The 25,249-nt window shown below is 70.9% G+C and carries 28 protein-coding genes; 21 read left to right on the forward strand and 7 right to left on the reverse strand.

Annotated features, from left to right (window positions below; all coding sequences use genetic code 11):
- The first annotated feature begins 127 nt into the window (after window positions 1-127).
- Window positions 128-1,228 carry an aldo/keto reductase gene (locus H563_RS0106420; RefSeq protein WP_022881782.1) on the forward strand — a complete coding sequence of 367 codons (1,101 nt, stop codon included), beginning with the start codon at window positions 128-130 and terminating at the stop codon, window positions 1,226-1,228.
- A 15-nt stretch (window positions 1,229-1,243) separates the two neighbouring features.
- Here H563_RS0106420 and H563_RS0106425 read toward each other — a convergent pair whose 3' ends face one another.
- Complete coding sequence (locus H563_RS0106425; RefSeq protein ID WP_245556825.1) at window positions 1,244-1,909, reverse strand: TetR/AcrR family transcriptional regulator; 666 nt, start codon at window positions 1,907-1,909, stop codon at window positions 1,244-1,246.
- Between the two features lie 103 nt (window positions 1,910-2,012).
- Here H563_RS0106425 and H563_RS0106430 point away from each other — a divergent pair, with 103 nt between their 5' ends.
- Together H563_RS0106430 and H563_RS0106435 are read left to right on the forward strand one after the other, a co-directional pair.
- Window positions 2,013-3,368, forward strand: coding sequence for a M16 family metallopeptidase (locus tag H563_RS0106430; protein ID WP_022881784.1), 1,356 nt, complete (start codon window positions 2,013-2,015; stop codon window positions 3,366-3,368).
- Window positions 3,365-3,967 carry a histidine phosphatase family protein gene (locus H563_RS0106435; RefSeq protein WP_022881785.1) on the forward strand — a complete coding sequence of 201 codons (603 nt, stop codon included), beginning with the start codon at window positions 3,365-3,367 and terminating at the stop codon, window positions 3,965-3,967. Before H563_RS0106430 ends, H563_RS0106435 begins: the two co-directional genes overlap by 4 nt.
- A gap of 7 nt (window positions 3,968-3,974) precedes the next feature.
- Here H563_RS0106435 and H563_RS0106440 read toward each other — a convergent pair whose 3' ends face one another.
- Window positions 3,975-4,457, reverse strand: coding sequence for a GNAT family N-acetyltransferase (locus H563_RS0106440; RefSeq protein WP_022881786.1), 483 nt, complete (start codon window positions 4,455-4,457; stop codon window positions 3,975-3,977).
- Window positions 4,458-4,480: 23 nt separating this feature from the next.
- On the opposite strand from H563_RS0106440, the gene dapB reads away from it, so the two are divergent.
- The 3 genes from dapB to H563_RS0106455 are packed head-to-tail and all read left to right on the forward strand — an operon-like array spanning window position 4,481 to window position 6,233.
- Complete coding sequence (dapB, locus tag H563_RS15365; RefSeq protein WP_022881787.1) at window positions 4,481-5,239, forward strand: 4-hydroxy-tetrahydrodipicolinate reductase; 759 nt, start codon at window positions 4,481-4,483, stop codon at window positions 5,237-5,239.
- Window positions 5,236-5,673, forward strand: coding sequence for a hypothetical protein (locus tag H563_RS0106450; protein WP_022881788.1), 438 nt, complete (start codon window positions 5,236-5,238; stop codon window positions 5,671-5,673). Before dapB ends, H563_RS0106450 begins: the two co-directional genes overlap by 4 nt.
- Window positions 5,674-5,696: 23 nt before the next feature.
- On the forward strand, window positions 5,697-6,233 hold the full coding sequence (locus H563_RS0106455; RefSeq protein WP_022881789.1) for an adenine phosphoribosyltransferase: 537 nt from the start codon (window positions 5,697-5,699) through the stop codon (window positions 6,231-6,233).
- A gap of 24 nt (window positions 6,234-6,257) precedes the next feature.
- Here H563_RS0106455 and H563_RS0106460 read toward each other — a convergent pair whose 3' ends face one another.
- Genes H563_RS0106460 through H563_RS0106470 form a run of 3 tightly spaced genes read right to left on the reverse strand, consistent with a single transcriptional unit; the run spans window position 6,258 to window position 7,674 of the window.
- Window positions 6,258-6,686 carry an OsmC family protein gene (locus H563_RS0106460; protein ID WP_022881790.1) on the reverse strand — a complete coding sequence of 143 codons (429 nt, stop codon included), beginning with the start codon at window positions 6,684-6,686 and terminating at the stop codon, window positions 6,258-6,260.
- A gap of 54 nt (window positions 6,687-6,740) precedes the next feature.
- Window positions 6,741-7,229 (reverse strand): DUF4395 domain-containing protein, encoded by a 489-nt coding sequence (locus H563_RS0106465; RefSeq protein ID WP_022881791.1) that lies wholly within the window; start codon window positions 7,227-7,229, stop codon window positions 6,741-6,743.
- A complete protein-coding gene (locus H563_RS0106470) occupies window positions 7,216-7,674 on the reverse strand; it encodes a TlpA family protein disulfide reductase (protein ID WP_022881792.1) in 459 nt (152 codons plus the stop codon). Before H563_RS0106470 ends, H563_RS0106465 begins: the two co-directional genes overlap by 14 nt.
- A 96-nt stretch (window positions 7,675-7,770) precedes the next feature.
- Between H563_RS0106470 and dapA the strand changes: the two genes are divergently transcribed.
- From dapA to dapF, 12 genes are all read left to right on the forward strand, one after another.
- Window positions 7,771-8,751 carry a 4-hydroxy-tetrahydrodipicolinate synthase gene (gene dapA, locus H563_RS0106475; protein ID WP_022881793.1) on the forward strand — a complete coding sequence of 327 codons (981 nt, stop codon included), beginning with the start codon at window positions 7,771-7,773 and terminating at the stop codon, window positions 8,749-8,751.
- A 54-nt stretch (window positions 8,752-8,805) separates the two neighbouring features.
- Window positions 8,806-10,482, forward strand: coding sequence for a ribonuclease J (locus tag H563_RS0106480; RefSeq protein ID WP_022881794.1), 1,677 nt, complete (start codon window positions 8,806-8,808; stop codon window positions 10,480-10,482).
- 111 nt (window positions 10,483-10,593) lie between these two features.
- Window positions 10,594-13,380, forward strand: a complete 2,787-nt coding sequence (locus tag H563_RS0106485; protein ID WP_022881795.1) for an FtsK/SpoIIIE family DNA translocase — start codon at window positions 10,594-10,596, stop codon at window positions 13,378-13,380.
- Between the two features lie 28 nt (window positions 13,381-13,408).
- Window positions 13,409-14,020 (forward strand): CDP-diacylglycerol--glycerol-3-phosphate 3-phosphatidyltransferase, encoded by a 612-nt coding sequence (gene pgsA / locus H563_RS0106490; RefSeq protein WP_022881796.1) that lies wholly within the window; start codon window positions 13,409-13,411, stop codon window positions 14,018-14,020.
- On the forward strand, window positions 14,013-14,516 hold the full coding sequence (locus H563_RS0106495) for a CinA family protein (RefSeq protein ID WP_033209763.1): 504 nt from the start codon (window positions 14,013-14,015) through the stop codon (window positions 14,514-14,516). Before pgsA ends, H563_RS0106495 begins: the two co-directional genes overlap by 8 nt.
- Before the next feature lie 145 nt (window positions 14,517-14,661).
- Complete coding sequence (locus H563_RS0106500) at window positions 14,662-14,976, forward strand: helix-turn-helix domain-containing protein (RefSeq protein WP_022881798.1); 315 nt, start codon at window positions 14,662-14,664, stop codon at window positions 14,974-14,976.
- 72 nt (window positions 14,977-15,048) lie between these two features.
- Window positions 15,049-15,276: a DUF3046 domain-containing protein gene (locus H563_RS0106505; protein WP_022881799.1), complete on the forward strand. Its 228-nt coding sequence runs from the start codon at window positions 15,049-15,051 to the stop codon at window positions 15,274-15,276.
- A gap of 222 nt (window positions 15,277-15,498) precedes the next feature.
- Window positions 15,499-16,566, forward strand: a complete 1,068-nt coding sequence (recA, locus tag H563_RS0106510; protein WP_022881800.1) for a recombinase RecA — start codon at window positions 15,499-15,501, stop codon at window positions 16,564-16,566.
- A gap of 9 nt (window positions 16,567-16,575) precedes the next feature.
- Window positions 16,576-17,301, forward strand: coding sequence for a regulatory protein RecX (locus H563_RS15370; protein ID WP_022881801.1), 726 nt, complete (start codon window positions 16,576-16,578; stop codon window positions 17,299-17,301).
- 65 nt (window positions 17,302-17,366) lie between these two features.
- The gene (gene miaB / locus H563_RS0106520; protein WP_022881802.1) at window positions 17,367-18,989 is read left to right on the forward strand and encodes a tRNA (N6-isopentenyl adenosine(37)-C2)-methylthiotransferase MiaB; all 1,623 of its coding nucleotides are present in this window, start codon (window positions 17,367-17,369) and stop codon (window positions 18,987-18,989) included.
- A gap of 1 nt (window position 18,990) precedes the next feature.
- The gene (gene miaA / locus H563_RS15375; protein ID WP_022881803.1) at window positions 18,991-20,007 is read left to right on the forward strand and encodes a tRNA (adenosine(37)-N6)-dimethylallyltransferase MiaA; all 1,017 of its coding nucleotides are present in this window, start codon (window positions 18,991-18,993) and stop codon (window positions 20,005-20,007) included.
- Window positions 19,920-20,801: a diaminopimelate epimerase gene (dapF, locus tag H563_RS0106530; RefSeq protein WP_022881804.1), complete on the forward strand. Its 882-nt coding sequence runs from the start codon at window positions 19,920-19,922 to the stop codon at window positions 20,799-20,801. Before miaA ends, dapF begins: the two co-directional genes overlap by 88 nt.
- A 3-nt stretch (window positions 20,802-20,804) precedes the next feature.
- On the opposite strand, the gene H563_RS0106535 is transcribed toward dapF, so the two are convergent.
- Window positions 20,805-21,428, reverse strand: coding sequence for a class I SAM-dependent methyltransferase (locus tag H563_RS0106535; RefSeq protein ID WP_022881805.1), 624 nt, complete (start codon window positions 21,426-21,428; stop codon window positions 20,805-20,807).
- 46 nt (window positions 21,429-21,474) lie between these two features.
- Here H563_RS0106535 and hflX point away from each other — a divergent pair, with 46 nt between their 5' ends.
- A complete protein-coding gene (gene hflX, locus H563_RS15380) occupies window positions 21,475-23,025 on the forward strand; it encodes a GTPase HflX (RefSeq protein WP_022881806.1) in 1,551 nt (516 codons plus the stop codon).
- The gene (locus H563_RS0106545) at window positions 23,022-23,954 is read left to right on the forward strand and encodes a methylenetetrahydrofolate reductase (protein WP_022881807.1); all 933 of its coding nucleotides are present in this window, start codon (window positions 23,022-23,024) and stop codon (window positions 23,952-23,954) included. Before hflX ends, H563_RS0106545 begins: the two co-directional genes overlap by 4 nt.
- On the opposite strand, the gene lexA is transcribed toward H563_RS0106545, so the two are convergent.
- Window positions 23,951-24,631 (reverse strand): transcriptional repressor LexA, encoded by a 681-nt coding sequence (gene lexA, locus H563_RS0106550; RefSeq protein ID WP_022881808.1) that lies wholly within the window; start codon window positions 24,629-24,631, stop codon window positions 23,951-23,953. The genes H563_RS0106545 and lexA overlap by 4 nt on opposite strands.
- 227 nt (window positions 24,632-24,858) lie before the next feature.
- Between lexA and H563_RS0106555 the strand changes: the two genes are divergently transcribed.
- Window positions 24,859-25,233, forward strand: a complete 375-nt coding sequence (locus H563_RS0106555; RefSeq protein WP_022881809.1) for a LysM peptidoglycan-binding domain-containing protein — start codon at window positions 24,859-24,861, stop codon at window positions 25,231-25,233.
- Window positions 25,234-25,249: the final 16 nt, after the last annotated feature.

Raw genomic sequence — 25,249 nt, forward strand, 5'->3', positions numbered from 1 at the left:
CCTCGAGTCGAACGTTTGATAACGGTTGCGCGTTTCGCGGCCGGCGATGTCGGCGGGCTGACATACCCTCACTGACAAGCGGGGCCGAGGCCGCACGGCCCGCGGAGTTGGACAACGGGGGGCCGGCATGGGCGAATTCTCACCACGCGGGGCGAGGGACCACGTCGCGAGTTCGGGGCGAGGCGCCGCGCAGGAGGCTGCGCCTGCGGGCATCTTCGCCGACGACGGCGCGCTCACCCGGCCGGTGCCCATCGTGGCTCCGCGCCGCGTGGGCGATTCCGAGCTCTCCGTGTACCCCTTCGCACTGGGGGCGGGCCGCCTCGCGGAGGTCGACGAGGTCGCCGCGGGCCGTATCCTGCACCGTTTCGCCGTGCGCGCCGGCGGCCTGATCGACGTGGTCGACGTCGACCGCTCCGGCCGCAGCGAGGAGGTGGTGGGGCTGTGGCTGAAGCGCGAGCGGCCCGCCGCAGCGGTGCTGGCGCTGTCCCCGTCCCTCACGCGCGACGCATCCGGTCTCGCCGGCGGCGCCCGGCTGCGACGCGCGGTGGAAGCCTCGCTCACCCGCCTCGGCGTGGAGCACGTCGACCTGCTGGTGCTCGACCTCGGCTCGGCCGAGCTCTCGATGGAGCAGCAGCTCGGGGCGGCGGAGCAGCTCGTGGCCGAGGGCAAGGTGCGGTACCTTGCCGCGTCGGCGGCGACGGCCGACCAGCTGCTGCAGGCGCGTCTGCTCGCGGCGGAGGGGCTGCCTCGTCTCGTGGCGGTGCGCAACGCCTGGGACGCGACGTCGGCGCCCCGGAGCGCCGACGAGGTGCGCATGGTGGCCGCGGCGCAGGGCCTCGCGCTCCTGCCCGACGCGAGCGCGGCGTCGCTCGCGCTGGCCGCTCCGTCGCTGCCGCAGAAGGTGCTGGCGGGGTGGGGCCGCAACGCGAAGCTCAGTCTCGCGGTGAACACCCGCGTGGTCGCGCCCGCGCCCGAGCGTGCCACCGATGTGCTGGTCGGCCGTGGGCGCCCGCACCGCATCGCCGTGGCGCTCGACCGCGTCTCGGCGGAGCTCGAGGTCGCGCCGGTCACGACGCACGCGGCATGGCTGCTGGCCAAGCGCGGAGTCGTGGCGCCGATCGTCTCCGTGACGAGGGCCGATCAACTCGAGCCGCTGATGGACGCGGCGGCCGTACGGCTCACCCGCTCGCAGATGCTCGAATTGGATCGCGCCATCGACGAGCGCTGAGCGGCGGGCCCTCCGTCAGACGGCGAGCGCGGTCGGGCTGCGCTCGGCGATGACGCGTTCGACGGCGCGGGCCAGCGCCAGCCCGGCACGCACCGGGTCGCCCACGTTGCTTCCGCTGAGCGCCCCGTCGCGGAAGAGCATCAGATCGTCGGCGGCCTCCTCGACCCGGGGGTGGGACAGCCGCTCGAGGATGTCGACCAGCACGGCGCGCTCCCATTCACGGTGCCGGGTGACCGCCCTGCGTGCGGGATGCTCCGGGTCGCTGAACTGCGCGGCGGCGTTGATGAACGGGCAGCCGTGGTAGTTCGGCTGCGTCGCGACCCGGCGGATCAGGTCCGACAGGGCGCGCAACTCGTCCGCGGGCGTCTGCGCGCCCGCCCGCGCCTGCTCGAAGAGCTCGACGGCCTGCTCGTGGCGCCGCTGCACGTACGCGACGATGAGCAGGTCCTTCGAGCGGTAGTGCTTGTAGAAGGTCGCCTTCGTCACGCGGGCCGACTGGATGATCCGGTCGACACCCACGGTGTGGATGCCCTCCGTGTAGAACAGGGTGTCGGCCACCTCGAGGATCTTGACCTTCGCCGGAGCGGGCGGTCGGTCATGGCGGGGGGCGAACGTCGTCAAGCGGTCCTCCGGGTCGGGCCAGGTTGCTGTTGCAGTATATCGGGCCTTGTCCTCATTCAAGGGGACAACGCCGAGGAGGCCGAGACGCCCGCGCCGCAGCGACCTCCGCCCCGCCGGGCGCGCCGATGCGCGGGGCACGCTCGGCTGCATAGGGTGGTCAGTGATGAACGGCGCCGTCAGCCTCCCCCTCGATGCACCCGACCTGGCGTTCGCCGCTTCCGGTGACGCACTGGTGCGACGCACGGTGCTGCCGGGCGGCGTGCGCGTGCTCAGCGAGCGCGTCCCCGGCGCGCGCAGCGCGACCATCGGCTTCTGGGTGACCGTCGGCTCGCGCGACGAGACCGGCGCGAGCGCCGAGCACAGCGCCAGCTACGGTTCCACGCATTTCCTCGAGCACCTGCTGTTCAAGGGCACGGCCACCCGCAGCGCGCTGGACATCGCCACCTCCTTCGACGCCGTGGGCGGCGAGCACAACGCCGCGACGAGCAAGGAGTACACCTGCTACTACGCCAAGGTGCAGGACAAGGACCTGCCGATGGCGGTCGAGGTCATCGGCGACATGCTGACCTCGAGCCTGATCGATCCCGACGAGTTCGACAACGAGCGGCAGGTGATCCTCGAAGAGCTGTCCATGGCCGAGGACGACCCCGCCGACGTGGCGAGCGAACGCTTCTACGAGAGCGTGCTCGCCGGCCATCCGCTCGGGCGGCCGATCGGCGGCACGCCCGAGACGATCCGCGCCGCGACCCGAGACGGCGTGTGGCAGCACTACCGCAGCGCGTACCGGCCCGGCAACATCGTGGTCGCCGCGGCCGGAGCCGTCGACCACGAGCGACTGGTGGCGGACGTGACGGCGGCGCTCGCCGCCCTGGGCGAGACGGATGCCTCGGGGCCGAGCCCCCGTCGCACCGCCCGCGCGGCCGAGCTGCAGCCCGCGGCATCCGTCGTGACCGTCTCGCGCCCGGTCGAGCAGGCGAACCTCCTCCTGGGGATGCCCGGGCCGGTGGCCACAGACGATCGGCGCTGGGCGCTCGCGGTGCTCAATTCCGTGCTCGGCGGCGGCATGTCGAGCCGGCTGTTCCAGGAGATCCGCGAGAAGCGGGGGCTCGCGTACTCGGTGTACTCGTTCGCGTCCGGGTTCTCCGACGCGGGCGTGTTCGGGGTGTACGCGGGCTGCGCGCCGCAGAAGGCGCCGCAGGTCGCCGAGCTGGTGCTTGACGAGCTCGCGCGCCTCGCCGAGTACGGCATCACCGGGGAGGAGCTGCGCCGCGCCGTCGGCCAGCTGTCCGGCTCGTCTGCGCTCGCTCTCGAGGATTCCGACACCCGCATGACCCGGCTCGGCCGCGCCGAGATCACGATGGGCGAGTTCGCCGATCTCGACGAGAGCCTGCGCCGGCTCGCCCTGGTCACGGCCGCCGACGTGCGGGAGCTGGCCCGGGAACTGCTGGCGCGCCCGCGCACGCTCGTGGCGGTCGGGCCCGTCGCGGACTCCGATTTCGCGCACCTGGGGCTCGGATGACGCACTACCTGTACCTCGTGCGGCACGGCGAGCAACTCGATGCGGAGCACGGGCTCGAAGACGGGCCGTTGTCCTCCCGCGGCAAGCGGCAGGTGACGATGCTCGCCGAGCGCATCGGCGGGGTGCCGTTCACCGGAGTGTTCCATTCGCCGCTGCAGCGCGCCGAGCAGACCGCGCAGGTGCTCTCGGCCAGGCTGCCCGCGCTCCAGCCCGAGCCGTCGAACCTGCTCTTCGACTGCATCCCCTCCGGGCCCGTGCCCGGCATGCCCCGGGCGTACGAGAGCTTCTTCCACGGGGTCAAGCCCGCCGAGATCGAAGCCGGCCGCGCCCAGATGGACGACGCGGTCGCCGAGTTCCTGGCTCCCTCGCGCGCCGAACGGCATGACCTGCTGATCACGCACAATTTCGTGGTCGGATGGTTCGTGCGCGAGGTCATGGGAGCCCCGTCGTGGCGCTGGCTGGGCCTCAACGCGGCCCACGCCTCCCTGACGGTGATCCGGCACCGGCCGGCGAAGCCGCCCGAGCTGATCGTCTTCAACGACCTGGGGCACCTGCCCGCCGAGTGGCGCACGGGCCTGCCGGAGGTGCTGCCGTACTAGCCGACGCCTAGCGGAGGTCCTTGCGGTACCAGGTCGTCGCGTTCGGGTTGTCGTTGTACGCGGGGATCGGCGAATAGCCGCTGGAGGCATACAGTCCGTTCGCCGCGGTCAGGCTCGCGTTGGTGTCGAGCACGAGCGTCTGCGCGCCCCGGGCGGCGGCCCGTCCCTCCAGCTCGGCGAGCAGGCGCCGGCCGGCCCCGGAGCCGCGAGCCGTCTCTCGCACCCAGAGGTGCTTCACCTCCCAGACGCTGCGGGCGGGCGCGCCGAGCACTTCGTCCGCGAGGCGCCGCACGGCGCCGCATCCGATCGCCCGGCCGTGGTCGTCGGTCAGCAGCAGGAACTCGCCGTCCGGCGGGGTGAAGGCGTCGTCCGCCGGCATGGCGACGACGTAGCCGCCGGGGGAGGGGAAGGTGGCGGCGCGGTAGCCGAAGTACTCGGTGAGCAGCTCGCGGGCACGGGGGTCGGTCACGGGCACGGACTCGAAGGGCACGCTCCCAGATTAGGCTGACCGTCATGAGCATTCGGGTGGCCGTGGTGGGCGCGACCGGGCGGCTGGGTTCGGCGGCGACCGCGCTGCTGGAGCGCACGGAGGGCTACGAGGTGGTGGCGCGGCTCGACTCCACGAGCTCTCCGGAGGACATGCTCGGCGCGCCCGAGGCTCCGAGCGACGTGGTGCTGGACGTCTCGCTGCCGCAGGTGAGCCCGGGCGTCGTCGAGTTCGCGATCACGCACGGCCGCAACGTCGTCGTCGGCACCTCCGGCTGGTCGGCGGAGCGGCTCGCGGGCCTGCGCACCCTGCTCGCGCGGCACCCGGAGCGCGGGGCGATCGTGGTGCCGAACTTCGCCCTCGGCTCGGCCCTCGGCACCGCCTTCGCCGCCGCGGCGAGCCGCTTCTTCGACGCGATCGAGATCATCGAGGCGCACGGGCCCGGCAAGATCGACTCGCCGTCGGGCACGGCGGTGCGCACCGCCGAGCTCATCCAGGCCGCCCGCGGCGAGCTCGGCCCTGTGCAGGCCCCGCACGTCGATCAGCGGGCCCGCGGGCAGCAGGTCGGTTCGGTGCCGATCCACAGCCTGCGCCTGCCCGGCATCTCGGCCAAGCAGGACGTCGTGCTCGGCGGCGAAGGAGAGACGCTGACCATCACGCACAGCGTGCTCGGCCCGGCCGCCTATTCGTCGGGCATCCTGCTCGCAGTGCGCAAGGGCGTGGACCAGCTGGGCCTCGCCGTCGGGCTCGACGCGCTCATCGACCTGGGGATCACGACGCCGTGAAGAACCGGTTCGCGGCGCTCCTGATGGCGGCGCTGCTGCTGATGTACATCGTGCTCGCCGGGCAGCGCGCGGTGCTGCTGTTGTCGTCGGGCTCGGTCTGGGGCGTCATCGGCGGGCTTGCGCTCCTCGTCTTCCCGCTCATCGCCCTGTGGGCGCTGTGGCGGGAGCTGCTCTTCGGCTGGCGCACCGAGCAGCTGGTGCGGCGGCTCGACGCCGAGGGAGGGCTTCCCGTGGAGCCGGCGACCGACTCGCGCCAGGCGGCGCGCGCCGCCGCCGACGCCGAATTCCCCCGGTTCAAGGCCGACGTCGAGGCCGATCCCGCCAGCTGGCGCGCGTGGTTCCGGCTGGGCCTCGCCTACGACGCCTCCGGCGACCGCCGCCGGGCCCGCTGGGCGTTGCGCGAGGCCATCCGGCTGTCGCGCGCGTCGGGCTGAGGGACGGCCGCTACTCTGCTGAGGTGAGCCTCAGCCCGGATGCATCCGTCGTCGACCGCCTGATCGTCCAGGTCCCCGACTTCCCCCAGCCCGGCGTCGTCTTCCGCGACCTGACTCCCGTGTTCGCCGACGCGGCCGCGCTCACCGCCCTGGCACGCGGGCTGGTGGCGCCGTTCGAGGGGCGGTTCGACCACCTCGGCGGTCTCGAGGCCCGCGGCTTCCTCATCGCCGGCGCCGCCTCGGTGCTGAGCGGCGCCGGGGTGCTGAGCGTGCGCAAGGCGGGCAAGCTGCCCCGGGCCGTGCTCACCCAGGAGTACGCGCTCGAGTACGGCACCGCGGCGCTCGAGGTGCACGTCGACCAGCTGCCGCCCGGCAGCCGCGTGCTGATCGTCGACGATGTGCTCGCCACGGGCGGCACGGCGCTCGCCGCGGTCAACCTGATCGAACGGGCGGGTTGGCACGTCGTGGGTGTCGCCGTCGCGCTCGAACTCGACGGGCTGGGCGGCCGGGCCGCGCTCGAGGCGCGCGGCGTCGAGACGTTCGCGCTGCTCACGTACTGAGACGCGGCCCGGCCGACGGATGCCTCAGGCCAGCGTGGCCTCGAGGGTGATCGGGATCCCGGCCAGCGCCTTCGACACCGGGCAGCCGGCCTTCGCGGCTTCGGCGATCTTCTGGAACTCCTCCTCCGAGATGCCGGGCACCTCGGCGTTGACGAGCAGGTGGCTGCCGGTGATGCCGCCCTGCGAGATGTCGAAGCTGACCGCCGCGGTGGTCGACACGCTCACCGGCGGGTGGCCGGCCGAGGCGAGCTCGTTCGAGAAGGCCATCGAGAAGCAGGCGGCGTGCGCCGCTCCGAGCAGCTCCTCGGGGGTGGAGACCCCGGCCTCTCCCTCCGAGCGCGCCTTCCAGTTGTAGGCGAAGGTGGCGAGCTTCGACGAGTCGAGCGTGATGTTGCCGCTGCCCGAGGCGAGGTCGCCGTTCCAGACCGCGGATGCTTCGCTGGTGAGTGCCATGTGGTTCCTCCTGACGATGGGTTCGTTCCGTCCTCACCCTAGGAGTACCCGCTGTTACGCGGCAGCCCCTCCCGAGCGGCCCAGCAGGCCCGAGCGCACGAGCAGCAGGTAGAGCTGGCAGCCCAGGCAGAAGCCGAACGCCGAATTGAGGAACGCGGCCACGAGGGCGAGCGCCGCGGCGATCGCCACGACGACCGGGAACAGGCCGCCGATCAGCACCCCGAGCCCGGTGATGACGAGTCCGACCAGCTGCGCGAAAGCAGGGGGCGCCGGGTCCTCGAGCTCGGCGGGGGCGGCCAGTCGCGGGCGCACGAAGCGCCGGTAGAGCCATCCGTACGGGTGGCGCTGCACGCCGGCCACGGCGCCCCAGGCGAACAGCACGGCGATCGCGAACAGCAGGATCCAGGCGGCGAGCTGCGCGCCGACGAGGGAGAGGAAGAGGTCGAGCGCGAGCAGCACGGCGGTGATGCCGGCCGAGAAGCGCGGGCCACGCGGGTCTATCCCGGCCCGGTCGGGCTTGGAGTGGGGATCAGGCTGCGACATGGTCTTCTCCGTTCAGGATGTCGGCGACGGTCGCCTCGAGCTCCGTCGGGCGCGGCGGTCCGCCGATGCGGCCGCGAACCGCGCCGTCGGCGTCGAGCAGCAGCGTCGTCGGCGTCTGCAGCACCCGGAAGCGCTGGGCGAGCGCGGGGGAGCGGGTCAGGTCCACCTCGACGTGGGCCACCCCGGGAGTCCGCTCGGCGAGGGCGCCGAGCAGCCGGCGCGTGGCGGGGCAGAACGCGCAGTGCTCCGTCGAGAACTGCAGCAGGGTGGCGCGCTCTCCGAAGACGGCGTCGGCCGCGCCATCCGTCACGTCGGCCGGTGTCACCACCTGCGCCTGCGCGCGCGGGCCCGCGACACGGCCGGCACGCGCGCGCCAGAGCACCCCGGCGAGCGTGGCAAGGGCGAGCAGTGCGATCACGAACACAGCGGCGGAGGTGGGGTCCATCGCGATCCAGGGTAGGTCGCATGCCGCGCCCGCGCAGCGCGGTGACGAACCGTTACGCGGTCGCCTGCCGGGCCGGCGGCCAGGTAGCCTGAGGGCATGTCCCACGCGCCCGACAACCCGTTCGGCCAGGTGCTCGTCGCCCTGGTCACGCCCATGACTCCGGATGGCGAGGTCGACTGGGCCGGCGTGGAGAAGCACATCGACGACGTCATCACGAACGGCGCCGACGGCATCGTCGTCTCGGGCACGACGGGTGAGACGTCGACGCTGACGGATGCGGAGAAGCTGCGGCTCATCGAGGTGGCCAAGAGCGTCTCGGCCGGCCGGGCCAAGATCATCCAGGCGGGCGGCTCGAACGAGACGGCGCACGCGATCCAGCTCTACAAGAAGAGCGAGCAGATCGGCATCGACGGCATCATGGTCGTCACCCCGTACTACAACAAGCCGACCCAGTCCGGCATCCTGACCCACTTCCGGCTGATCGCCGACTCGACCGACCTGCCGGTCATCCTCTACGACATCCCGGGGCGCACCGGGGTGCCCATCAAGTACGAGACGCTGCTGCGCGCCGCGAAGCACCCGAACATCCGCGCCGTGAAGGACGCGAAGGGCGACTTCGCCGAGGTCAGCCGCGTGCTCAACAACACCGACCTGCTGTACTTCTCCGGCGACGACGCCAACGTGCTGCCGCACCTCGCCATCGGCGCGAGCGGCCTGATCGGGGTGACGGCGAACATCACCTCGCGGCCGTACCGCACCATCGTCGACGCCGTGAACCGCGGCGACCTGAAGACCGCCACCGAGCAGCACAAGAAGCTCGAGCCGCTGGTGCGCGCCGTCATGACGCACATCCCGGGCACGGTGTCGGCGAAGTACATCCTGCACGGCCTCGGCCGCATCGGCAGCCCGCGGGTGCGCCTTCCGCTCGTCGGCCCGGAGGACTTCGAGGCCGCCATCATCGAGCAGGAGCTCGACCTGGTGCGCGACGTCGACGGCGCGGACTTCTCCAACTTCCGCCCCGACCGCAACGCCGCCGCAGGCGGCGCGCTGCCGAAGGTCGCCGGCGCCACACGCTAAGCGGGGCCGATCCCCGCATCATCCGATCGGAACCCAACAGAACATCGAGGAGACATGGCAGAAGCCGTCTTTGATCCGCCCGCACTCCAGCCCGGCACGCTCCGCGTGTTCCCCACCGGCGGCCTCGGTGAGGTCGGTCGCAACATGACCGTGTACGAGATCGACGGGAAGATCCTCATCGTCGACTGCGGCGTGCTCTTCCCCGACCCCGACCAGCTCGGCGTCGACCTGATCCTGCCCGACTTCGGCCCCATCCGCGACCGGCTCGACGACGTCGTCGGCGTCGTGCTCACGCACGGGCACGAGGACCACATCGGGGCGGTGCCCTACCTGCTCAAGCTGCGCCAGGACATCCCGCTGATCGGCTCCGGGCTCACCCTCGCGCTCGTGGAGGCGAAGCTCAAGGAGCACCGCATCAAGCCCTACACGCTGCTGGTGAAGGAGGGCCAGGTCGAGAAGCTCGGCCCGTTCACGCTCGAGTTCATCGCGGTGAACCACTCCATCCCCGACGCGCTGGCGGTCGCGATCACGACCTGGGCGGGCGTCGTGCTGCACACCGGCGACTTCAAGATGGACCAGCTGCCGCTCGACGGGCGGCTCACCGACCTGCGCGCCTTCGCGCGGCTCGGCGAGAACGGCGTCGACCTGTTCCTGCCCGACTCCACCAACGCCGACGTGCCCGGGTTCACCCCCATCGAGCGCGAGATCGGGCCGGTGCTCGACAACATCATCGGCCGCGCCCCGCGCCGCGTCGTCGTCGCGAGCTTCTCGAGCCACGTGCACCGCGTGCAGCAGGTGCTCGACGCCGCCGCCGCGCACGGCCGCCGCGTGGCGCTGCTCGGCCGCTCCATGGTGCGCAACATGGGCATCGCCGCCGAGCTCGGCTACCTCAAGGTGCCGGACAACGTGCTGATCGACTACAAGAAGGCCGCCGACCTGCCCGACGACAAGATCGTCTACATGTCCACCGGGTCGCAGGGCGAGCCGATGGCGGTGCTCTCCCGCATGGCCAACCTCGATCACCAGATCGAGCTGGGGGAGGGCGACACCGTGATCCTCGCCTCGAGCCTCATCCCGGGCAACGAGAACTCCGTGTACCGGGTCATCGACGGCCTCACCAAGCTCGGCGCCACGGTCGTGCACAAGGGCAATGCGAAGGTCCACGTGTCCGGCCACGCGGCGGCGGGCGAGCTGCTGTACTGCTACAACATCCTGAAGCCCAAGCACGTGATGCCCGTGCATGGCGAGTACCGCCACCTCACCGCCAGCGCGAAGCTCGCGCAGTCCACCGGCGTTCCGCCCGAGAACACGATCATCGGCGAGAACGGCACCGTGGTCGACCTCACCGAGGGCGTCGCCCGGGTGGTCGGCCAGCTCGACATCGGCTTCGTCTACGTCGACGGGTCGAGCGTGGGCGAGATCACCGACGCCGACCTGAAGGACCGCCGCATCCTCGGCGAGGAGGGCTTCATCTCCGTCATCGTCGTCGTCGAGGCGGCGACCGGAAAGATCACCGCCGGCCCGGAGATCCACGCCCGCGGCTTCGCCGAGGACGACAAGGTCTTCGACGCGGTGAAACCGAAGATCGCGGATGCGCTGAAGGAGGCCGCCCGCAACGGCGTGCGCGACAACCACGCGCTCACCCAGACCGTGCGCCGCACCGTCGGGCGCTGGGTGAACACGAGCTACCGCCGCCGGCCGATGATCGTGCCGCTCGTCATCGAGGCGTAGCAGGAGAGAGCGGATGCCCCGGCCGGGGCATCCGCTTTTCTCATGCCCCGCTCACAGACTCTCCGCGCCCGTTGCCGTCCGACGTCGCACCCCTCGGCTACGGTCGGATCCATGGCCACGAGTACCAAGTCGTCTTCGCGCGCCCGCGGGGCGGGCGGCGGCTCGCGCGCTCAGTCGTCGCGGCAGAAGACCGCCCCCACCAAGAAGCTGCCGGCGAGCCAGGCGGTGACGATGGAGCACAGCGAGGCCGGCGCCCTGGTCAAGGCGTGGCTCGGGCTCGCGCACCTCGTGGGCGGTGCGGCGCGCGCCCTCGGCCCCGAGACCCTCGCCAAAGAGGAGCGCCGCGACGGCGGCCCCTTCTTCATCGTGCTGCTCGCCGTGGCCGGGGCGGTCGTCGAGTGGTTCTTCATCAACGCGGGCTGGGCTCGCACCCTCGACGCGTGGACCTTCGGCGGCCTGTTCGGCCGGGTGGCCTTCGCGCTGCCCGTCATCATGCTGCTGTTCGCGGTCTGGCTGTTCCGCCACCCCTCGTCGGTGCACGACAACACCCGCATCGGCATCGGCCTCGCGATCGCGCTGATCTCGATCTCCGGCCTCTGCCATATCTTCTCCTCGCGGCCCGAGCCGGTCGACGGCATGCCCGTGCTCGCCCAGGCGGGCGGCGTGATCGGATGGATGGTGGGGGCGTCCCTCACCTTCCTGATCACCCCCTACGGCGCCTCGGGCGTGATGATCCTGCTCGCCGCGCTGAGCGTGCTCATCATCACCAAGACGCCGCCCAACCGCATCGGCGCCCGGCTCCGCGAGCTGTACGCCTACCTGTTCGGCGCACCGGTGGCGTCGGAGGAGGAACGTCAGGCGGCGAAGGCCGCCAAGGCCGAGCGCACCGTGCAGGCCGAGCTCGACGGGATCGACGAGGAGTCCTCGCCGAGTTCGCTGCCCTGGTGGCGCCGCAACAAGTCGGGCAGGGAAGAGGATCCCGACTTCGACCACTCGGCCGACTCCATCACCGAGGTGCTCGGCGAGGGCGCAGGCAAGGGCGGCTTCACGTCGGCGCTGGAGGGCACGCCGGAGCCCGCGGCCGAGCCGGGCGGCATCGACGTGTTCGACGAACTCACCAAGGCAGAGGAGGCCGTCAAGCGATACACCGGCGAGGTGGCACCGAGCCGTGCGGGCGGTCTGCGCAGCGACAACATGACCGAGGTCATCCCGGTCGATGACAAGCTGCCGCTGGTGGGGGAGTCCGGAGAGCCGGCGCCCGCGATCGCGAAGGCCGACGAGCGGCCTGCCCACCCGTATGTGCTGCCGTCGGCCAACACGCTGTCCGCCGGTCCGCCGCCGAAGACCCGGTCGGCCGCGAACGACGAGGTCGTGCGCGCGATCACGGGCGTGCTCGAGCAGTTCGGCGTCGACGCCAAGGTCACCGGCTTCTCCCGCGGACCGACGGTCACGCAGTACGAGATCGAGCTCGGTCCCGGCGTCAAGGTGGAGCGGGTCACCGCCCTGTCGAAGAACCTCTCCTACGCGGTCGCCAGCAACGAGGTGCGCATCCTGTCGCCGATCCCCGGCAAGAGCGCGATCGGCATCGAGATCCCCAACTCGGACCGCGAGACGGTCTCCCTCGGCGACGTGCTGCGCTCCGCGGCGGCCACCGGCAGCAAGCATCCGATGACCATCGGCGTCGGCAAAGACGTCGGCGGCGGCTACGTCGTCGCCAACCTGGCGAAGATGCCCCACCTGCTCGTGGCCGGGTCCACCGGCTCCGGCAAGTCGAGCTTCGTGAACTCGATGATCACCTCGCTGCTGATGCGGGCGAAGCCCTCCGAGGTGCGCATGGTGCTCATCGACCCGAAGCGCGTCGAGCTGACCATCTACGGCGGCGTCCCGCACCTGATCACGCCCATCATCACGAACCCCAAGAAGGCGGCCGAGGCGCTGCAGTGGGTCGTGAAGGAGATGGACATGCGGTACGACGACCTGGCGTCGTTCGGCTTCCGCCACATCGACGACTTCAACAAGGCGGTCATCAACGGCGAGATCCAGCTGCCGGAAGGCAGCGAGCGCAAGCTCAAGCCGTACCCGTACCTGCTGGTCGTGGTCGACGAGCTGGCCGACCTGATGATGGTCGCGCCGCGCGACGTCGAGGACTCGATCGTGCGCATCACGCAGCTCGCCCGCGCATCGGGCATCCACCTCGTCCTCGCGACCCAGCGCCCCTCCGTCGACGTGGTGACGGGTCTCATCAAGGCCAACGTGCCCAGCCGTCTCGCCTTCGCGGTCACGAGCGTCACCGACTCGCGCGTCATCCTCGACCAGCCGGGCGCCGACAAGCTGATCGGCCAGGGCGACGCGCTATTCCTGCCGATGGGGGCAGGCAAGCCGATCCGTGTGCAGGGCGCCTGGGTCAACGAGTCCGAGATCCAGAAGGTCGTCGACCACGTCACGCGCCAGGCGCAGCCGGACTACCGGCCGGACGTGGTGCCCGCGGAGCAGAAGAAGCAGGTCGACTCCGACATCGGCGACGACCTCGAGCTGCTGCTCGCTGCCGCCGAGCTGGTGATCTCGAGCCAGTTCGGCTCGACCTCGATGCTGCAGCGCAAGCTGCGGGTCGGCTTCGCCAAGGCGGGGCGCCTGATGGACCTGCTCGAGTCGCGGGAGATCGTCGGGCCCTCGGAGGGCTCGAAGGCGCGCGACGTGCTCGTGCCGCCGGACCGGCTCGGCGAGGCGCTCGCCCGCATCCGCGGCGAGGACGTGGCGCCGGCGCCGGCCGCGCCGGCCCAGGCATCCGGTCACGGCGACCGCTACGGCACCGACGCGGTGGGGGCTCAGTACGACGGTCTGGAGGAGGTCGACGGCGGTTCCGACGAAGACGCGTGGGGCCTCACCGGCCGAGACTGATCGGCGACACCGGGCCTAGGCTGGAGCCATGACCCAGCCCGGTGCCGTCCCGAGCCGACCGGCCCGCCCGAGCAATCTGAACCTCCCCAACACGATCACCGTCGTGCGCATCCTGCTCGCGCCGATCTTCGTCTGGATGCTCTTCGCCGACGGCGGTCAGGACGGGCCTCTGCGCTGGTGGGCGGCCGTGCTGTTCATCGTCGCCATCGCGACCGACGGCCTCGACGGCTACCTGGCGCGCAGCCGCGGCCTGGTCACCGAGCTCGGCAAGCTGCTCGACCCGATCGCCGACAAGGTGCTCACGGGGGCCGCGCTCGTGTCGCTGTCGATCCTCGGCGAGCTGTGGTGGTGGGTCACGATCGTGATCCTGGTGCGCGAGATCGGCATCACCGTCTACCGCTTCGCGGTCATCCGCGAGGGGGTGATCCCGGCCAGCCGCGGCGGGAAGTGGAAGACCATGTTCCAGGCCGTCGCCATCTCGCTCGCGCTGCTGCCGTTCTGGACGCTGCTCGGCGACTGGGTGCATTGGGTGAACTGGGTGCTGATGGCCGTCGCACTCGTGCTCACCGTGGTCTCCGGTCTCGACTACGCGGTGAACGCCGTGCGGCTTCACCGGGGCGATGCGGGCACGGATGCCTGAGCCGGCGCTCGCTCCGGATGCGTCGGCCGAGCTCATCCGCGCGCTCACCGCGCGCGGCCAGACGCTCGCCGTCGCCGAGTCGCTCACCGGCGGTCAGCTGACGGCCGAACTCACGCGGCCGGCCGGCGCCTCGGCCGTGGTCACCGGCGGCGTGGTGGTCTACGCGACGCAGATCAAACGCGACGTGGTGGGTGTGGATGCGCAGCTGCTCGAGCGGCACGGCCCGGTGCATCCGGAGGTCGCCCGGCAGCTGGCAGAGCGGGTGCGCCGCGTGCTCGCGGTCGACGGCCGCCCCGCCGACATCGGCGTCTCCACGACCGGCGTCGCCGGTCCCGACCCGCAGGGCGGGCAACCGGTCGGCACGGTCTACCTCGGCATCTCGATCTGGGACCGCACCGAGTCGGTCGCGTTGCAGCTGTCGGGGGACCGGTCGGAGATCCGGGCCGCGGCGGTGCGTCATGCGGTGTCCGAGCTCGTGTCCCGGCTCGCGGAATAGGGGTGGTTTCGACCGCGTTACGTTTGCCAGCTTTAACCAGCGGATTGCAGGGATTGTGAATTACAGTGCATCGCATGGAACGCCACAGGGTAGTGTTCCCTCCACATCGCAAGCGTTCGGCCGGCAGGTCGAGAAGGGGGCTCCAATGATTCTCGTTCGTCAGGAGATCGGCGACGTCCTCCGCGACTTCCGTCTGCAGAAGGGTCGCACGCTGCGGCAGGTGGCCAGCAAGGCGAGTGTCGCGCTGGGCTACCTCAGCGAGGTGGAGCGGGGTCAGAAGGAGGCGTCGAGCGAGATCCTCGCCTCGGTCGCCGAAGCGCTCGACACCCCGATCTCGGTCATCATGCGCGAGGTCGGCGACCGGCTCGCCGTGCTCGAGGGCATCGACGCGATCGTGCCCGACGCCCTGCCCGACGACTTCGCGTCCGACATCGACGCCGAGCTGGTCTCGCAGCGCTGATCACGTCAGACGTTCTCATCGGATGCCCCGGGGTACAGCCCCGGGGCATCCGCCGTATCTAGGCTGGAAGAGATGCGACTGAGTGAGTTCAACCGCGCCGTCGCCGACGAGTTCGGCGCCGCGTACGGACGGCAGCTGGTGCGCGACCTCGTGATCGTCGAGCTGGGCGGCCGCACCTGCGAGCAGGCGCTCGCGGCCGGCGTTCCGGCCCGGGATGTGTGGCTCGCGCTGTGCGAGGCGACGGATGTGCCGGCGGAGCGGCGGCACGGGGCGGGGCTGCCCGACCCGAAGAAGCACTGAGGCGTGCATCCCTCGCCGCGGTACGAGAAAAACCGGGTGACACGCCGTGTCGATGTCGAACACGAGTTCGAGGATTGCTAGGGTGGCGTCATCGGCGACTTGCCCTGCACAGCTCGGCCGCCGCCAGAGTTTCACACCGTTCCCGCTCGTCCGGCAGTCGATGTCGGAGGCGGCGCGTACTGTCTCAGACGTCACCGCTCACGTCCTCTCGAAGGGATTGAAATGCCTACTCCAGCCGATCGCGAGAAAGCGCTCGAAACCGCTCTCGCTCAGATCGATCGCCAGTTCGGCAAGGGCTCGGTCATGCGCCTCGGCAGTGACGAGCGCGCGCCGGTCGAGGTGGTCCCCACCGGCTCGATCGCCCTCGACGTGGCCCTCGGCATCGGCGGCCTTCCGCGCGGCCGCATCATCGAGATCTACGGTCCCGAGTCCTCCGGCAAGACGACTCTGACGCTGCACGCGATCGCCAACGCGCAGAAGAACGGCGGCATCGCGGCCTTCATCGACGCCGAGCATGCGCTCGACCCCGAGTACGCGAAGAAGCTGGGCGTCGACATCGACTCGCTGCTCGTCTCGCAGCCCGACACCGGTGAGCAGGCGCTCGAGATCGCGGACATGCTCGTGCGCTCGGGTTCGATCGACCTGATCGTCATCGACTCGGTCGCCGCGCTCGTGCCGCGCGCCGAGATCGAGGGCGAGATGGGCGACTCGCACGTCGGTCTGCAGGCGCGCCTGATGTCGCAGGCGCTGCGCAAGCTCACGGGTGCGCTGAACTCGACGAACACGACGATGATCTTCATCAACCAGCTGCGCGAGAAGGTCGGCGTGTTCTTCGGCAGCCCCGAGACCACCTCCGGCGGAAAGGCGCTCAAGTTCTACGCGTCGGTCCGCCTCGACATCCGCCGCATCGAGACCCTGAAAGACGGCGCCGACGCGGTGGGCAACCGCACCCGTGTCAAGGTCGTGAAGAACAAGATGGCCCCGCCCTTCAAGCAGGCCGAGTTCGACATCCTCTACGGCGTCGGCATCTCCCGCGAGGGCAGCCTGCTCGACTTCGGCGTGGAGCACGGCATCGTGAAGAAGTCGGGCGCGTGGTACACCTACGAGGGCGACCAGCTCGGACAGGGCAAGGAGAACTCGCGCAACTTCCTGATCGAGCATCCCGAGATCGCGGCCGAGATCGAGCAAAAGATCCTCGTCAAGCTGGGCGTCGTGAAGGGCGCCGAGGCTCCCGAGGCGGCACCGGTCGACGAGATCTCGGCGAAGCTGCAGCAGCGCAAGGGCGCATAGCGGGGCCTCATGGTCGTCCGGTTCTTCCCATCCGACGAAGAGCGCTCGGATCGGCGCCGGTCCGACCGGTCCGGCGCGAGCGGGCGCAGCGAGCACGGCGCCCGTCCCGGGGCTCGGCCCGCCGGCGCCGCTCCCATCGCGTACCTGCCCGGGGCCGAGCCGAGCGCGAAGTCCCGAGCCGCGGCCGCGGCGGTGCAGGCGGTGGCCGATGCTGACGCCGCGGCCGATGCTCCGGAGAGCGGCGATGCCGCCCTCGAGCGGGTGCGAGAGAAGGCGGGGCGCCGCGCACTCAACGTCTCGACCCACCAGCTCGCCCGGCGCGGCATGTCCCGATGGGAGCTGCAGCAGGTGCTGCGCAAGCGCGGCGTGGAGGACGAGGTGGCCGAGGCCGAGCTCGACCGGCTCGAGTCCGTGGGCCTGCTCGACGACGACGCGCTCGCGGTGTCCCTCGTCTACGCCGCCCGTGCCCGCAAGGGGCAGGGTCGGCAGGCGATTGAGCGCGAACTGCGCCGCCGTCACATCGACGACGACGCGATCAGCGCCGCCCTCGCCGACTTCGACGAGGAGGCGCAGGTCGATCAGGCGATCGAGCTTGCGATCAAGCGCGTCGGGCAGCTGCGCGACCTCGACGACGCCACGGCCGAGCGGCGTCTGTTCGGCTATCTGCACCGGCGCGGCTACCCGACCGAAGTGGTGTGCATCGCCGTCGGCGATGCCATGCGTACCCGGCACTGACGGCGCCGGGCGAGTACGCCCGCGCGTCGTGCGCGACAGTGACCGCTACGTATGATTGACGCACCATGAGCATCGCCATCTCCCGTCGCGATCACGCCCGGCCGAGCGAGGCGCCGACGCTGATCCCGCAGTCCGACGCCGCGTTCGATGAGAGTGGCCGCGTGCGCACCTATGAGGTGCGCACCTATGGCTGTCAGATGAACGTGCACGACTCGGAGCGACTCTCGGGCTCGCTCGAGGCCGCCGGCTACGTGCCCGCGGGCGATGCGGAGCCCGATGTCGTGGTGATCAACACCTGCGCCGTGCGCGAGAACGCCGACAACAAGCTCTACGGCAACCTCGGCCACCTCGCCGCCGTCAAGCGCCGGCACGCGGGAATGCAGATCGCGGTCGGCGGCTGCCTCGCCCAGAAGGACAAGAACGTCATCCTCGAGAAGGCGCCCTGGGTGGACGTTGTCTTCGGCACCCACAACATGGGCTCGCTGCCCAGCCTGCTCGAGCGGGCTCGCCACAACCACGAGGCGCAGATCGAGATCCTCGAGGCGCTCGAGACGTTCCCGTCAACACTGCCGACCAAGCGCGACTCCAGCTACAGCGGCTGGGTGTCGATCTCGGTCGGATGCAACAACACCTGCACCTTCTGCATCGTCCCGTCGCTGCGCGGCAAGGAGCGTGACCGGCGCCCCGGCGAAGTGCTGAACGAGATCCAGTCGCTCGTCGAGCAGGGGGCGATCGAGGTCACGCTGCTCGGCCAGAACGTGAACTCCTACGGCGTCGAGTTCGGCGACCGCCAGGCGTTCGGCAAGCTGTTGCGCGCGGCGGGGCAGATCCCGGGCCTCGAGCGCATCCGCTTCACCAGCCCGCACCCGGCGGCCTTCACCGACGACGTGATCGATGCGATGGCCGAGACGCCCGCCGTCATGCCACAACTCCACATGCCGCTGCAGTCCGGCTCCGACCGCGTGCTACGCGCCATGCGCCGCTCCTACCGCAGCGAGAAGTTCCTCGGCATCCTCGACCGCGTGCGGGCGAAGATCCCGCATGCTGCCATCTCGACGGACATCATCGTCGGGTTCCCGGGCGAGACCGAGGAGGACTTCCTCGAGACGATGCGGGTCGTCGAGCAGGCCAGGTTCGCCTCGGCTTTCACCTTCCAGTACTCGATCCGGCCGGGCACGCCGGCCGCGACCATGGCCGACCAGGTGCCCAAGGAGGTCGTGCAGGATCGCTACGACCGCCTCATCGCGCTGCAGGAGCGCATCTCGCTGGAGGAGAACCAGAAGCAGGTCGGCCGTGAGGTCGAGGTGCTGGTCTCCACCGGCGAGGGGAAGAAGGATGGCGAGACGCACCGCATGTCGGGGCGCGCCGAAGACAGCCGGCTCGTGCACTTCGAGGTGCCGGCCGGTTCCCCCGTTCCCCGTCCCGGCGACATCGCGACCGTTCGGGTCACGCACGCCGCGCCGTTCCACCTGCTTGCCGACTCGCCCGACGGTGCCCCCTTGCGGGTGCGGCGCACCCGCGCCGGCGATGCGTGGGATCGCGAACAGGCGGAGTCCTGCGCCGTTCCGAGCCATGGCGCCCCGGCGGCCGGTGGCCCCGTCTCGCTCGGCATGCCCGCGCTTCGCGCGCCCGGCGCGCCCGCCGTCGCCACGGTGCCGATCTACAGTCCCGACGACGACCTGCGGTGACGTGAACGCCGGGCCGCTCCTTGTCATCGTCGGCGCGACCGGCAGCGGCAAGTCCGACCTGGCCCTGCGCGTCGCCGAGCTGCTGGCGGCGCGCGGGGAGTGCGCCGAGATCGTCAACGCCGACGCGATGCAGCTGTACCGCGGCATGGACATCGGCACGGCGAAGGTGCCCCCGGCCGAGCGCCACGGCGTTCCCCACCACCTGCTCGACGTCCTCGACGTCACCGAGGAAGCGAGCGTGGCCGCCTACCAGCTCGATGCCCGCGCCGCGATCGAGGGCGTCCTCGCCCGCGGGTCGGTGCCGATCCTGGTCGGCGGCAGCGGCCTGTACGTCAGCGGCGTCGTCTTCGACTTCCGATTCCCCGGCCGTGACCGAGAGGTCCGGGCGCGACTGGAACGCGAGCTCGACGAGCACGGCCCGGGCGCGCTGTTCCAGCGTCTGAAGCAGCTCGACCCGGCTACCGCGGCGCGCGTCGACCCGTCCAACGGCCGCCGCGTGGTGCGGGCGCTCGAGGTGCACGAGCTCGCCGAGCAGGGGCACGGCGGCGCGCTGCCCGGGGCGCCCCGGCTGTGGCATCCGTCGCTCATCGTGGGCCTCGCGACCCCACGCGACGTGCTCGTCGAACGACTCGACCGGCGAGTGGTCGCCATGTGGCAGGCGGGGATGCTCGATGAGGTCAGGGCGCTGCGCGAGCAGGGCCTCGAGCAGGGCGTCACCGCCAGCCGTGCGATCGGCTACGCCCAGGCGCTCGCCCAGCTGCGCGGCGAGCTCGGCGAATCCGACGCCATCGCCCAGACCCAGGCGCTCACGCGTCGCTACGCGCGCCGCCAGGTGAGCTGGTTCAAGCGCTATGCGGGCGTCGGATGGCTCGACACCGAGACGCTCGGCGGCGCCGATCGGGCCCGGATGGTGCTCGATAGGCTGGAGCAATGGCGATCACGCTCCGCTTCAGCAAGGGCCACGGCACCGGCAACGACTTCGTCCTCTTCGCCGACCCCGACGGTTCCCTCGAGCTGACGCCCGCGCAGATCGCCGCCATCTGCGACCGCCACTTCGGCGTGGGCGCCGATGGGATCATCCGCGCCGTACGCTCCGCGAACCTGCCCGCCGGCCGGGCCGCGCTCGAAGAGGACCCTGACGCGGAGTGGTTCATGGACTACTGGAACGCCGACGGTTCCGTCGCCGAGATGTGCGGCAATGGCATCCGGGTCTATGCGGAGTTCCTCACCCGCAGCGGTCTGGCCGAGCTTCCCGCCGGTGAGACCCTTCCGATCGGCACGAGGGCCGGAGTGCGCGACGTGCAGCGCTCCGCCGTGGGCTACCGCGTCGACCTCGGCGGCTGGCGGCTGGACGGCGGGGAGCCGCTCGTGAACGCGCGCGAACTCGCCGTGGCGCGGCCCGGGCTCGGCATCGACGTCGGCAACCCGCATGTGGTGGTCGCCCTCTCCGACGAGGCCGAGCTCGAGGGCCTCGACCTGAGCTATGTGCCGGTGCTCGACCCCGAGCCGCCGGCCGGCGTGAACGTGGAGTTCGTGGTGCCGGGCGACCCGCTCGTGAAAGACGGCGTCGGCCGCATCCGCATGCGGGTGCACGAGCGGGGCGTCGGCGAGACGCTGTCCTGCGGCACCGGTGTGGTCGCGGCTGCGCTCGCGACGCGCCACTGGGCCGGCCAGGGAGCACCCGATGATTGGCGCGTCGAGGTGCCCGGGGGAGCGCTGGCGGTGAAGATGTTCCCGACCGAGGAGGGCGAGCACGTCGCGCTCAGTGGGCCGGCCGAGCTGGTCTTCGACGGAGAGCTGACCCTCGCCTAGGGTCTACGCGGCCTCGGCCCGGTTGCGCACGCGCAGCACGCGGAAGCCCTTGCTGGTCGCCGCGCGCGTCGTCGCGAAGGTCGTCGGCAGGGTCGCTCCGAGCCAGCGCTGCAGCGAGTCCGAGCCGAGATTCCGAGCGATCACGAGCCACGCGTCCGATCCCGGCTCCAGGCGGGGGAGCCAATGCTGCAGCAGGTTGTGCAGCACGTTCTTGCCGACCCGGATCGGCGGGTTCGACCAGATGGTCATGAACCTCAGCTCGGCCGGAACATCCTCCGGAGTCACGACGTTGACGTTGTCGACGCCCGCCGCGGCGGCGTTGCGCCGCGTCAGATCGAGCGCCCTCTCATTGACATCCACCGCCCACACCGTCGCATGCGGCGAGGCGAGCGCCAAGGAGATCGCGACCGGGCCCCACCCGCAACCGATGTCGAGCAGATGCCCTCCCGGCGGGGGCGTGGGCGTGTGGGCAAGCAGCACCTGGGTTCCGACGTCCACATGGTCGGGGCTGAACACGCCCGACGCGGTCGTGAGTTCCAGATCCCGACCCGCGAGCCGCACGTGGAGCGGACGCAGCCGAGCGGCGCTTTCCGGCGACGCGCTGAAATAGTGGTCGCCGGATGACATGACAGAAACCGTACAGCACGATGAGAACTAGAGTTAAGCCTCAATAATGACCGAAGATCACACGGGCACCACCCCCGCCAGCGCCCCCGAGAGCGACGACGTCGTCGCTCGGATTCTTGCGAACGCCGACTCGCGTGCCTCCGGGTACGCCCTGTTCGCCTCCCCCGCGCAGGCGCTGTCGAGCGACACGGATGCCGCAGCCGGCGACGGCTACGACGGCGAGCAGTTCGACCGTGAGGAGCGCGCGGCGCTGCGCCGTGTCTCCGGCCTGTCCACCGAGCTCGAAGACGTCACCGAGGTCGAGTACCGGCAGCTGCGCCTCGAGAACGTCGTGCTCATCGGCGTGTACTCGCAGGGCTCTCTCGACGACGCGGAGAACTCGCTGCGCGAGCTGGCCGCGCTCGCCGAGACGGCCGGCGCGGTCGTCCTCGACGGGCTGCTGCAGCGACGCCCGCATCCGGACCCCAGCACCTACCTCGGTCGCGGCAAGGCCGAGGAGCTGCGCGGCATCGTCGCACACCTCGGCGCCGACACGGTCATCGCCGACACTGAACTCGCCCCGAGCCAGCGCCGCGCACTGGAAGACGTCGTGAAGGTGAAGGTGATCGACCGCACGGCCGTGATCCTCGACATCTTCAGCCAGCACGCCAAGAGCCGCGAGGGCAAGGCGCAGGTGGAGCTCGCACAACTCGAGTACCTCCTTCCCCGGCTGCGCGGCTGGGGCGAGTCGATGAGCCGCCAGGCGGGCGGCCAGGTCGGCGGAGCCGGCAACGGCATGGGCAGCCGCGGCCCCGGTGAGACGAAGATCGAGTTGGACCGCCGCCGCATCCACTCCCGCATGGCGAAGCTGCGCCGGCAGATCAAGGACATGAAGCCCGCGCGCGACGCCAAGAAGGCGAACCGGCGCCGCAACGCCGTGCCGTCGGTCGCGATCGCCGGGTACACGAACGCGGGCAAGTCCAGTCTGCTCAATCGCATCACCCGGGCGGGCGTCCTGGTCGAGAACGCTCTGTTCGCCACCCTCGACTCGACCGTCCGGCGGGCCGAGACCTCCGACGGGCGGCCGTACACCCTCGCCGACACCGTCGGGTTCGTGCGCAATCTTCCGCACCAGTTGGTCGAGGCGTTCCGCTCCACCCTGGAGGAGGTGCAGGACGCGGACCTCATCGTGCACGTCGTCGACGCCTCGCACCCCGACCCCGCGTCTCAGCTGCAGACCGTGCGCGACGTCATCGGCGAGGTCGGGGCCCGCGACGTGCCCGAGCTGGTCGTCTTCAACAAAGCGGACCTCATCGACCCCGACACCCGCCTCGTGCTGCGAGGTCTGGAGCCCGGGGCCGTGTTCGCCAGCGCGCGCACCGGCCAAGGCATCGACGACGTGCTCGCGGCGATCGAGCGACTGCTGCGCGACCCGGCGGTTCCGGTGGAGCTGCTGGTGCCCTACGATCGTGGCGACGTCGTCGCGGCCGTCCACGCGCGCGGCCGGGTGACGGCCACGGCCTACACGGCGGAGGGGACCCACGTGAGCGCACTGCTCGATCCGACCTTCATCGCCCCCTTCGAGCCGTATCGACTCGAGGCGGGCGCGAGGTCGTGAGCCGAGTCCCGTTCTCGTTCGAGTTGCATCCACCGCGGAACGAGCGGGTCGCGGCCGAGTTGCCCTCCCGCATCGCCCGGCTCGTCGCCGCGGGGCCGGACTTCGTCTCGGTCACCTACGGAGCAGGCGGCTCCTCGCGCGAGGCGTCGCTCGATGTGCTCAAGCACCTCATCGCCACGCATCCGCGGGTACGGGCCATGGCGCACCTCACCTGCGTCGGCTCGACGTTCGCACAGGCCGGGCAGACCGTGCGCGAGTTCCTCGCAGCGGGAGTCCGCAGTTTCCTCGCCGTGCGCGGCGACCCCCCGGCCGACGCACCGGAGGGTTTCGCGGCGGGGGAGATCAAGACGGGCGCCGAGCTGGTCCAACTGATCCACCGCATCCAGTCCGAATACGCACCGTATCGGGAATCCGCCGTTCCCGGGCTGCGCGCCCGCGCCGTCGACCCCGAGCGGCGCGAAGAGGTGACGATCGCGGTGGCGGCGTTCCCGAACGGCCACCCGCGCTCCCACTCGCCCAGCCAGGACATCGACACCCTGCTCGCGAAGCAGGCCGCAGGCGCCAACCTCGCGATCACCCAGTTGTTCTTCCACGCCGAAGACTACTTCCGTCTCGTGCGCCGTGCCCGCGAGGCCGGCGTCGAGTTCCCGATCCTGCCGGGCATCATGCCGATCACGAGCCCCGCGAGACTTCATCGGATGCTCGAGCTGAGCGGCGAGGACGTGCCGGCCGACCTCGCCGTCGCCCTCGAGGTGGAACCGACGGAGGAGGGGCGCCGTGAGATCGGCATCCGGCACGCCGCCGACCTCGCCCGTCGTCTGATCGAGGGCGGCGCACCGGGGATCCACCTCTACACGCTCAATCAGCATGAGGCGCCGCTGGCCGTGCTCGAGCGCGCCGGCCTGATCGACGCGGCGGTCTCCGGCTAGACGGCGCGCAGCACGGCGACGACTTTGCCGAGCACCTCGGCCTGATCGCCGAGGATCGGTTCGAAGGCGGTGTTGCGGGGCAGCAGCCAGGTGTGCCCGTCGCGCTGACGGAAGACCTTGACGGTGGCCTCGCCATCGAGCATCGCCGCGACGATGTCGCCGTTCTCGGCGGTCTGCTGCTGCCGCACGACGACCCAGTCGCCGTCGCAGATGGCGGCGTCGATCATCGACTCGCCCACGACCTTGAGCATGAACAGCTCGCCGTTGCCGACGAGCTGGCGGGGAAGGGGGAAGACCTCCTCCACCTGCTGGTCGGCGGTGATCGGCACGCCCGCGGCGATCCGGCCGACAAGAGGCACCAGGGTCGCGTCGCCGACGGGCACCTTGCCCTCGAAGTCCATGGACTCCTCCGCCGGCGCCGGCGGATCGATGAGGATCTCGAGGGCGCGGGGACGATTCGGGTCGCGACGCAGGTAACCGGAAAGCTCGAGCTGGTGGAGCTGGTGCGTGACGCTCGACAGCGAGGCGAGGCCGACCGCGTCGCCGATCTCCCGCATGCTCGGCGGGTAACCGCGGGCCGCAAGCGACTTCTTGATCACGTCGAGGATGGCGAGCTGCTTCTCGCTCAGGTTCTTGCGGCGGCGCGTGCGTCGTTTCGGTGCGGCGTCAGTGGTCACGAGAGTCCCCAATGTCAGTGGTGCCTGTTTGCATTTCTGCTGTCAGCCCACACTGTAGCGACAAACGTCGCGGTAATAGGGAATGTGTTCGAGCGAGTCGTGGAAACGCGGCGCGGCGTTCGCCATCCGGTGGGGGTTGAGGTTCGATGAAATCGAAGATAGATTCGCAAGCGCTTCAGTTCTCGAACGCATGTTCCGAACCGAGTACCGACATTGGAGGCCATCAGATGAGCAGCATCGCGGTTCACACGTCCGCTCGCACCATGGGCGGGCAGGCGGCGGCACACTCCCGTCTGCGCATCACCCGTCGTGGTCGCGCCGTGCTGGCGACGGCGTCCGCCGCACCCCTTGTCGCGGCGGCGCTCTTCTACGGCGTCGCATCCGGCGGCGCGGCCGCGACGAGCGGTGGCGGCGTGGCTCCGGCTGAATTCGGTCACGTCACAGTCGAACCGGGCCAGTCACTGTGGCAGATCGCCGAGCGCGTCGCGCCGCACGACGACCCGCGTGACGTCATCGACGAGATCGTCGATCTGAACGGGCTGCAGAGCTCGTCGCTGTCTCCCGGCCAGACCCTGGCGATCCCGGCCGAGTACGCGCACTAGCGGCGCAGGTGCCGCG

The organism is Gryllotalpicola ginsengisoli DSM 22003 (genome assembly GCF_000419445.1).
In the GTDB taxonomy this organism is placed as follows: Bacteria; Actinomycetota; Actinomycetes; order Actinomycetales; family Microbacteriaceae; genus Gryllotalpicola; species Gryllotalpicola ginsengisoli.

What these genes read in the sequence shown, in the direction of transcription:
- H563_RS0106420 (WP_022881782.1), top strand. Translation starts at nt 128, where the DNA reads ATGGGCGAATTCTCACCACGCGGGGCGAGGGACCACGTCGCGAGTTCG.
- H563_RS0106430 (WP_022881784.1), top strand. Translation starts at nt 2,013, where the DNA reads ATGAACGGCGCCGTCAGCCTCCCCCTCGATGCACCCGACCTGGCGTTC.
- H563_RS0106435 (WP_022881785.1), top strand. Translation starts at nt 3,365, where the DNA reads ATGACGCACTACCTGTACCTCGTGCGGCACGGCGAGCAACTCGATGCG.
- dapB (WP_022881787.1), top strand. Translation starts at nt 4,481, where the DNA reads ATGAGCATTCGGGTGGCCGTGGTGGGCGCGACCGGGCGGCTGGGTTCG.
- H563_RS0106460 (WP_022881790.1), bottom strand. Translation starts at nt 6,686, where the DNA reads ATGGCACTCACCAGCGAAGCATCCGCGGTCTGGAACGGCGACCTCGCC.
- H563_RS0106465 (WP_022881791.1), bottom strand. Translation starts at nt 7,229, where the DNA reads ATGTCGCAGCCTGATCCCCACTCCAAGCCCGACCGGGCCGGGATAGAC.
- H563_RS0106470 (WP_022881792.1), bottom strand. Translation starts at nt 7,674, where the DNA reads ATGGACCCCACCTCCGCCGCTGTGTTCGTGATCGCACTGCTCGCCCTT.
- dapA (WP_022881793.1), top strand. Translation starts at nt 7,771, where the DNA reads ATGTCCCACGCGCCCGACAACCCGTTCGGCCAGGTGCTCGTCGCCCTG.
- H563_RS0106480 (WP_022881794.1), top strand. Translation starts at nt 8,806, where the DNA reads ATGGCAGAAGCCGTCTTTGATCCGCCCGCACTCCAGCCCGGCACGCTC.
- H563_RS0106485 (WP_022881795.1), top strand. Translation starts at nt 10,594, where the DNA reads ATGGCCACGAGTACCAAGTCGTCTTCGCGCGCCCGCGGGGCGGGCGGC.
- pgsA (WP_022881796.1), top strand. Translation starts at nt 13,409, where the DNA reads ATGACCCAGCCCGGTGCCGTCCCGAGCCGACCGGCCCGCCCGAGCAAT.
- H563_RS0106495 (WP_033209763.1), top strand. Translation starts at nt 14,013, where the DNA reads ATGCCTGAGCCGGCGCTCGCTCCGGATGCGTCGGCCGAGCTCATCCGC.
- H563_RS0106500 (WP_022881798.1), top strand. Translation starts at nt 14,662, where the DNA reads ATGATTCTCGTTCGTCAGGAGATCGGCGACGTCCTCCGCGACTTCCGT.
- H563_RS0106505 (WP_022881799.1), top strand. Translation starts at nt 15,049, where the DNA reads ATGCGACTGAGTGAGTTCAACCGCGCCGTCGCCGACGAGTTCGGCGCC.
- recA (WP_022881800.1), top strand. Translation starts at nt 15,499, where the DNA reads ATGCCTACTCCAGCCGATCGCGAGAAAGCGCTCGAAACCGCTCTCGCT.
- H563_RS15370 (WP_022881801.1), top strand. Translation starts at nt 16,576, where the DNA reads ATGGTCGTCCGGTTCTTCCCATCCGACGAAGAGCGCTCGGATCGGCGC.
- miaB (WP_022881802.1), top strand. Translation starts at nt 17,367, where the DNA reads ATGAGCATCGCCATCTCCCGTCGCGATCACGCCCGGCCGAGCGAGGCG.
- dapF (WP_022881804.1), top strand. Translation starts at nt 19,920, where the DNA reads ATGGCGATCACGCTCCGCTTCAGCAAGGGCCACGGCACCGGCAACGAC.
- H563_RS0106535 (WP_022881805.1), bottom strand. Translation starts at nt 21,428, where the DNA reads ATGTCATCCGGCGACCACTATTTCAGCGCGTCGCCGGAAAGCGCCGCT.
- hflX (WP_022881806.1), top strand. Translation starts at nt 21,475, where the DNA reads ATGACCGAAGATCACACGGGCACCACCCCCGCCAGCGCCCCCGAGAGC.
- H563_RS0106555 (WP_022881809.1), top strand. Translation starts at nt 24,859, where the DNA reads ATGAGCAGCATCGCGGTTCACACGTCCGCTCGCACCATGGGCGGGCAG.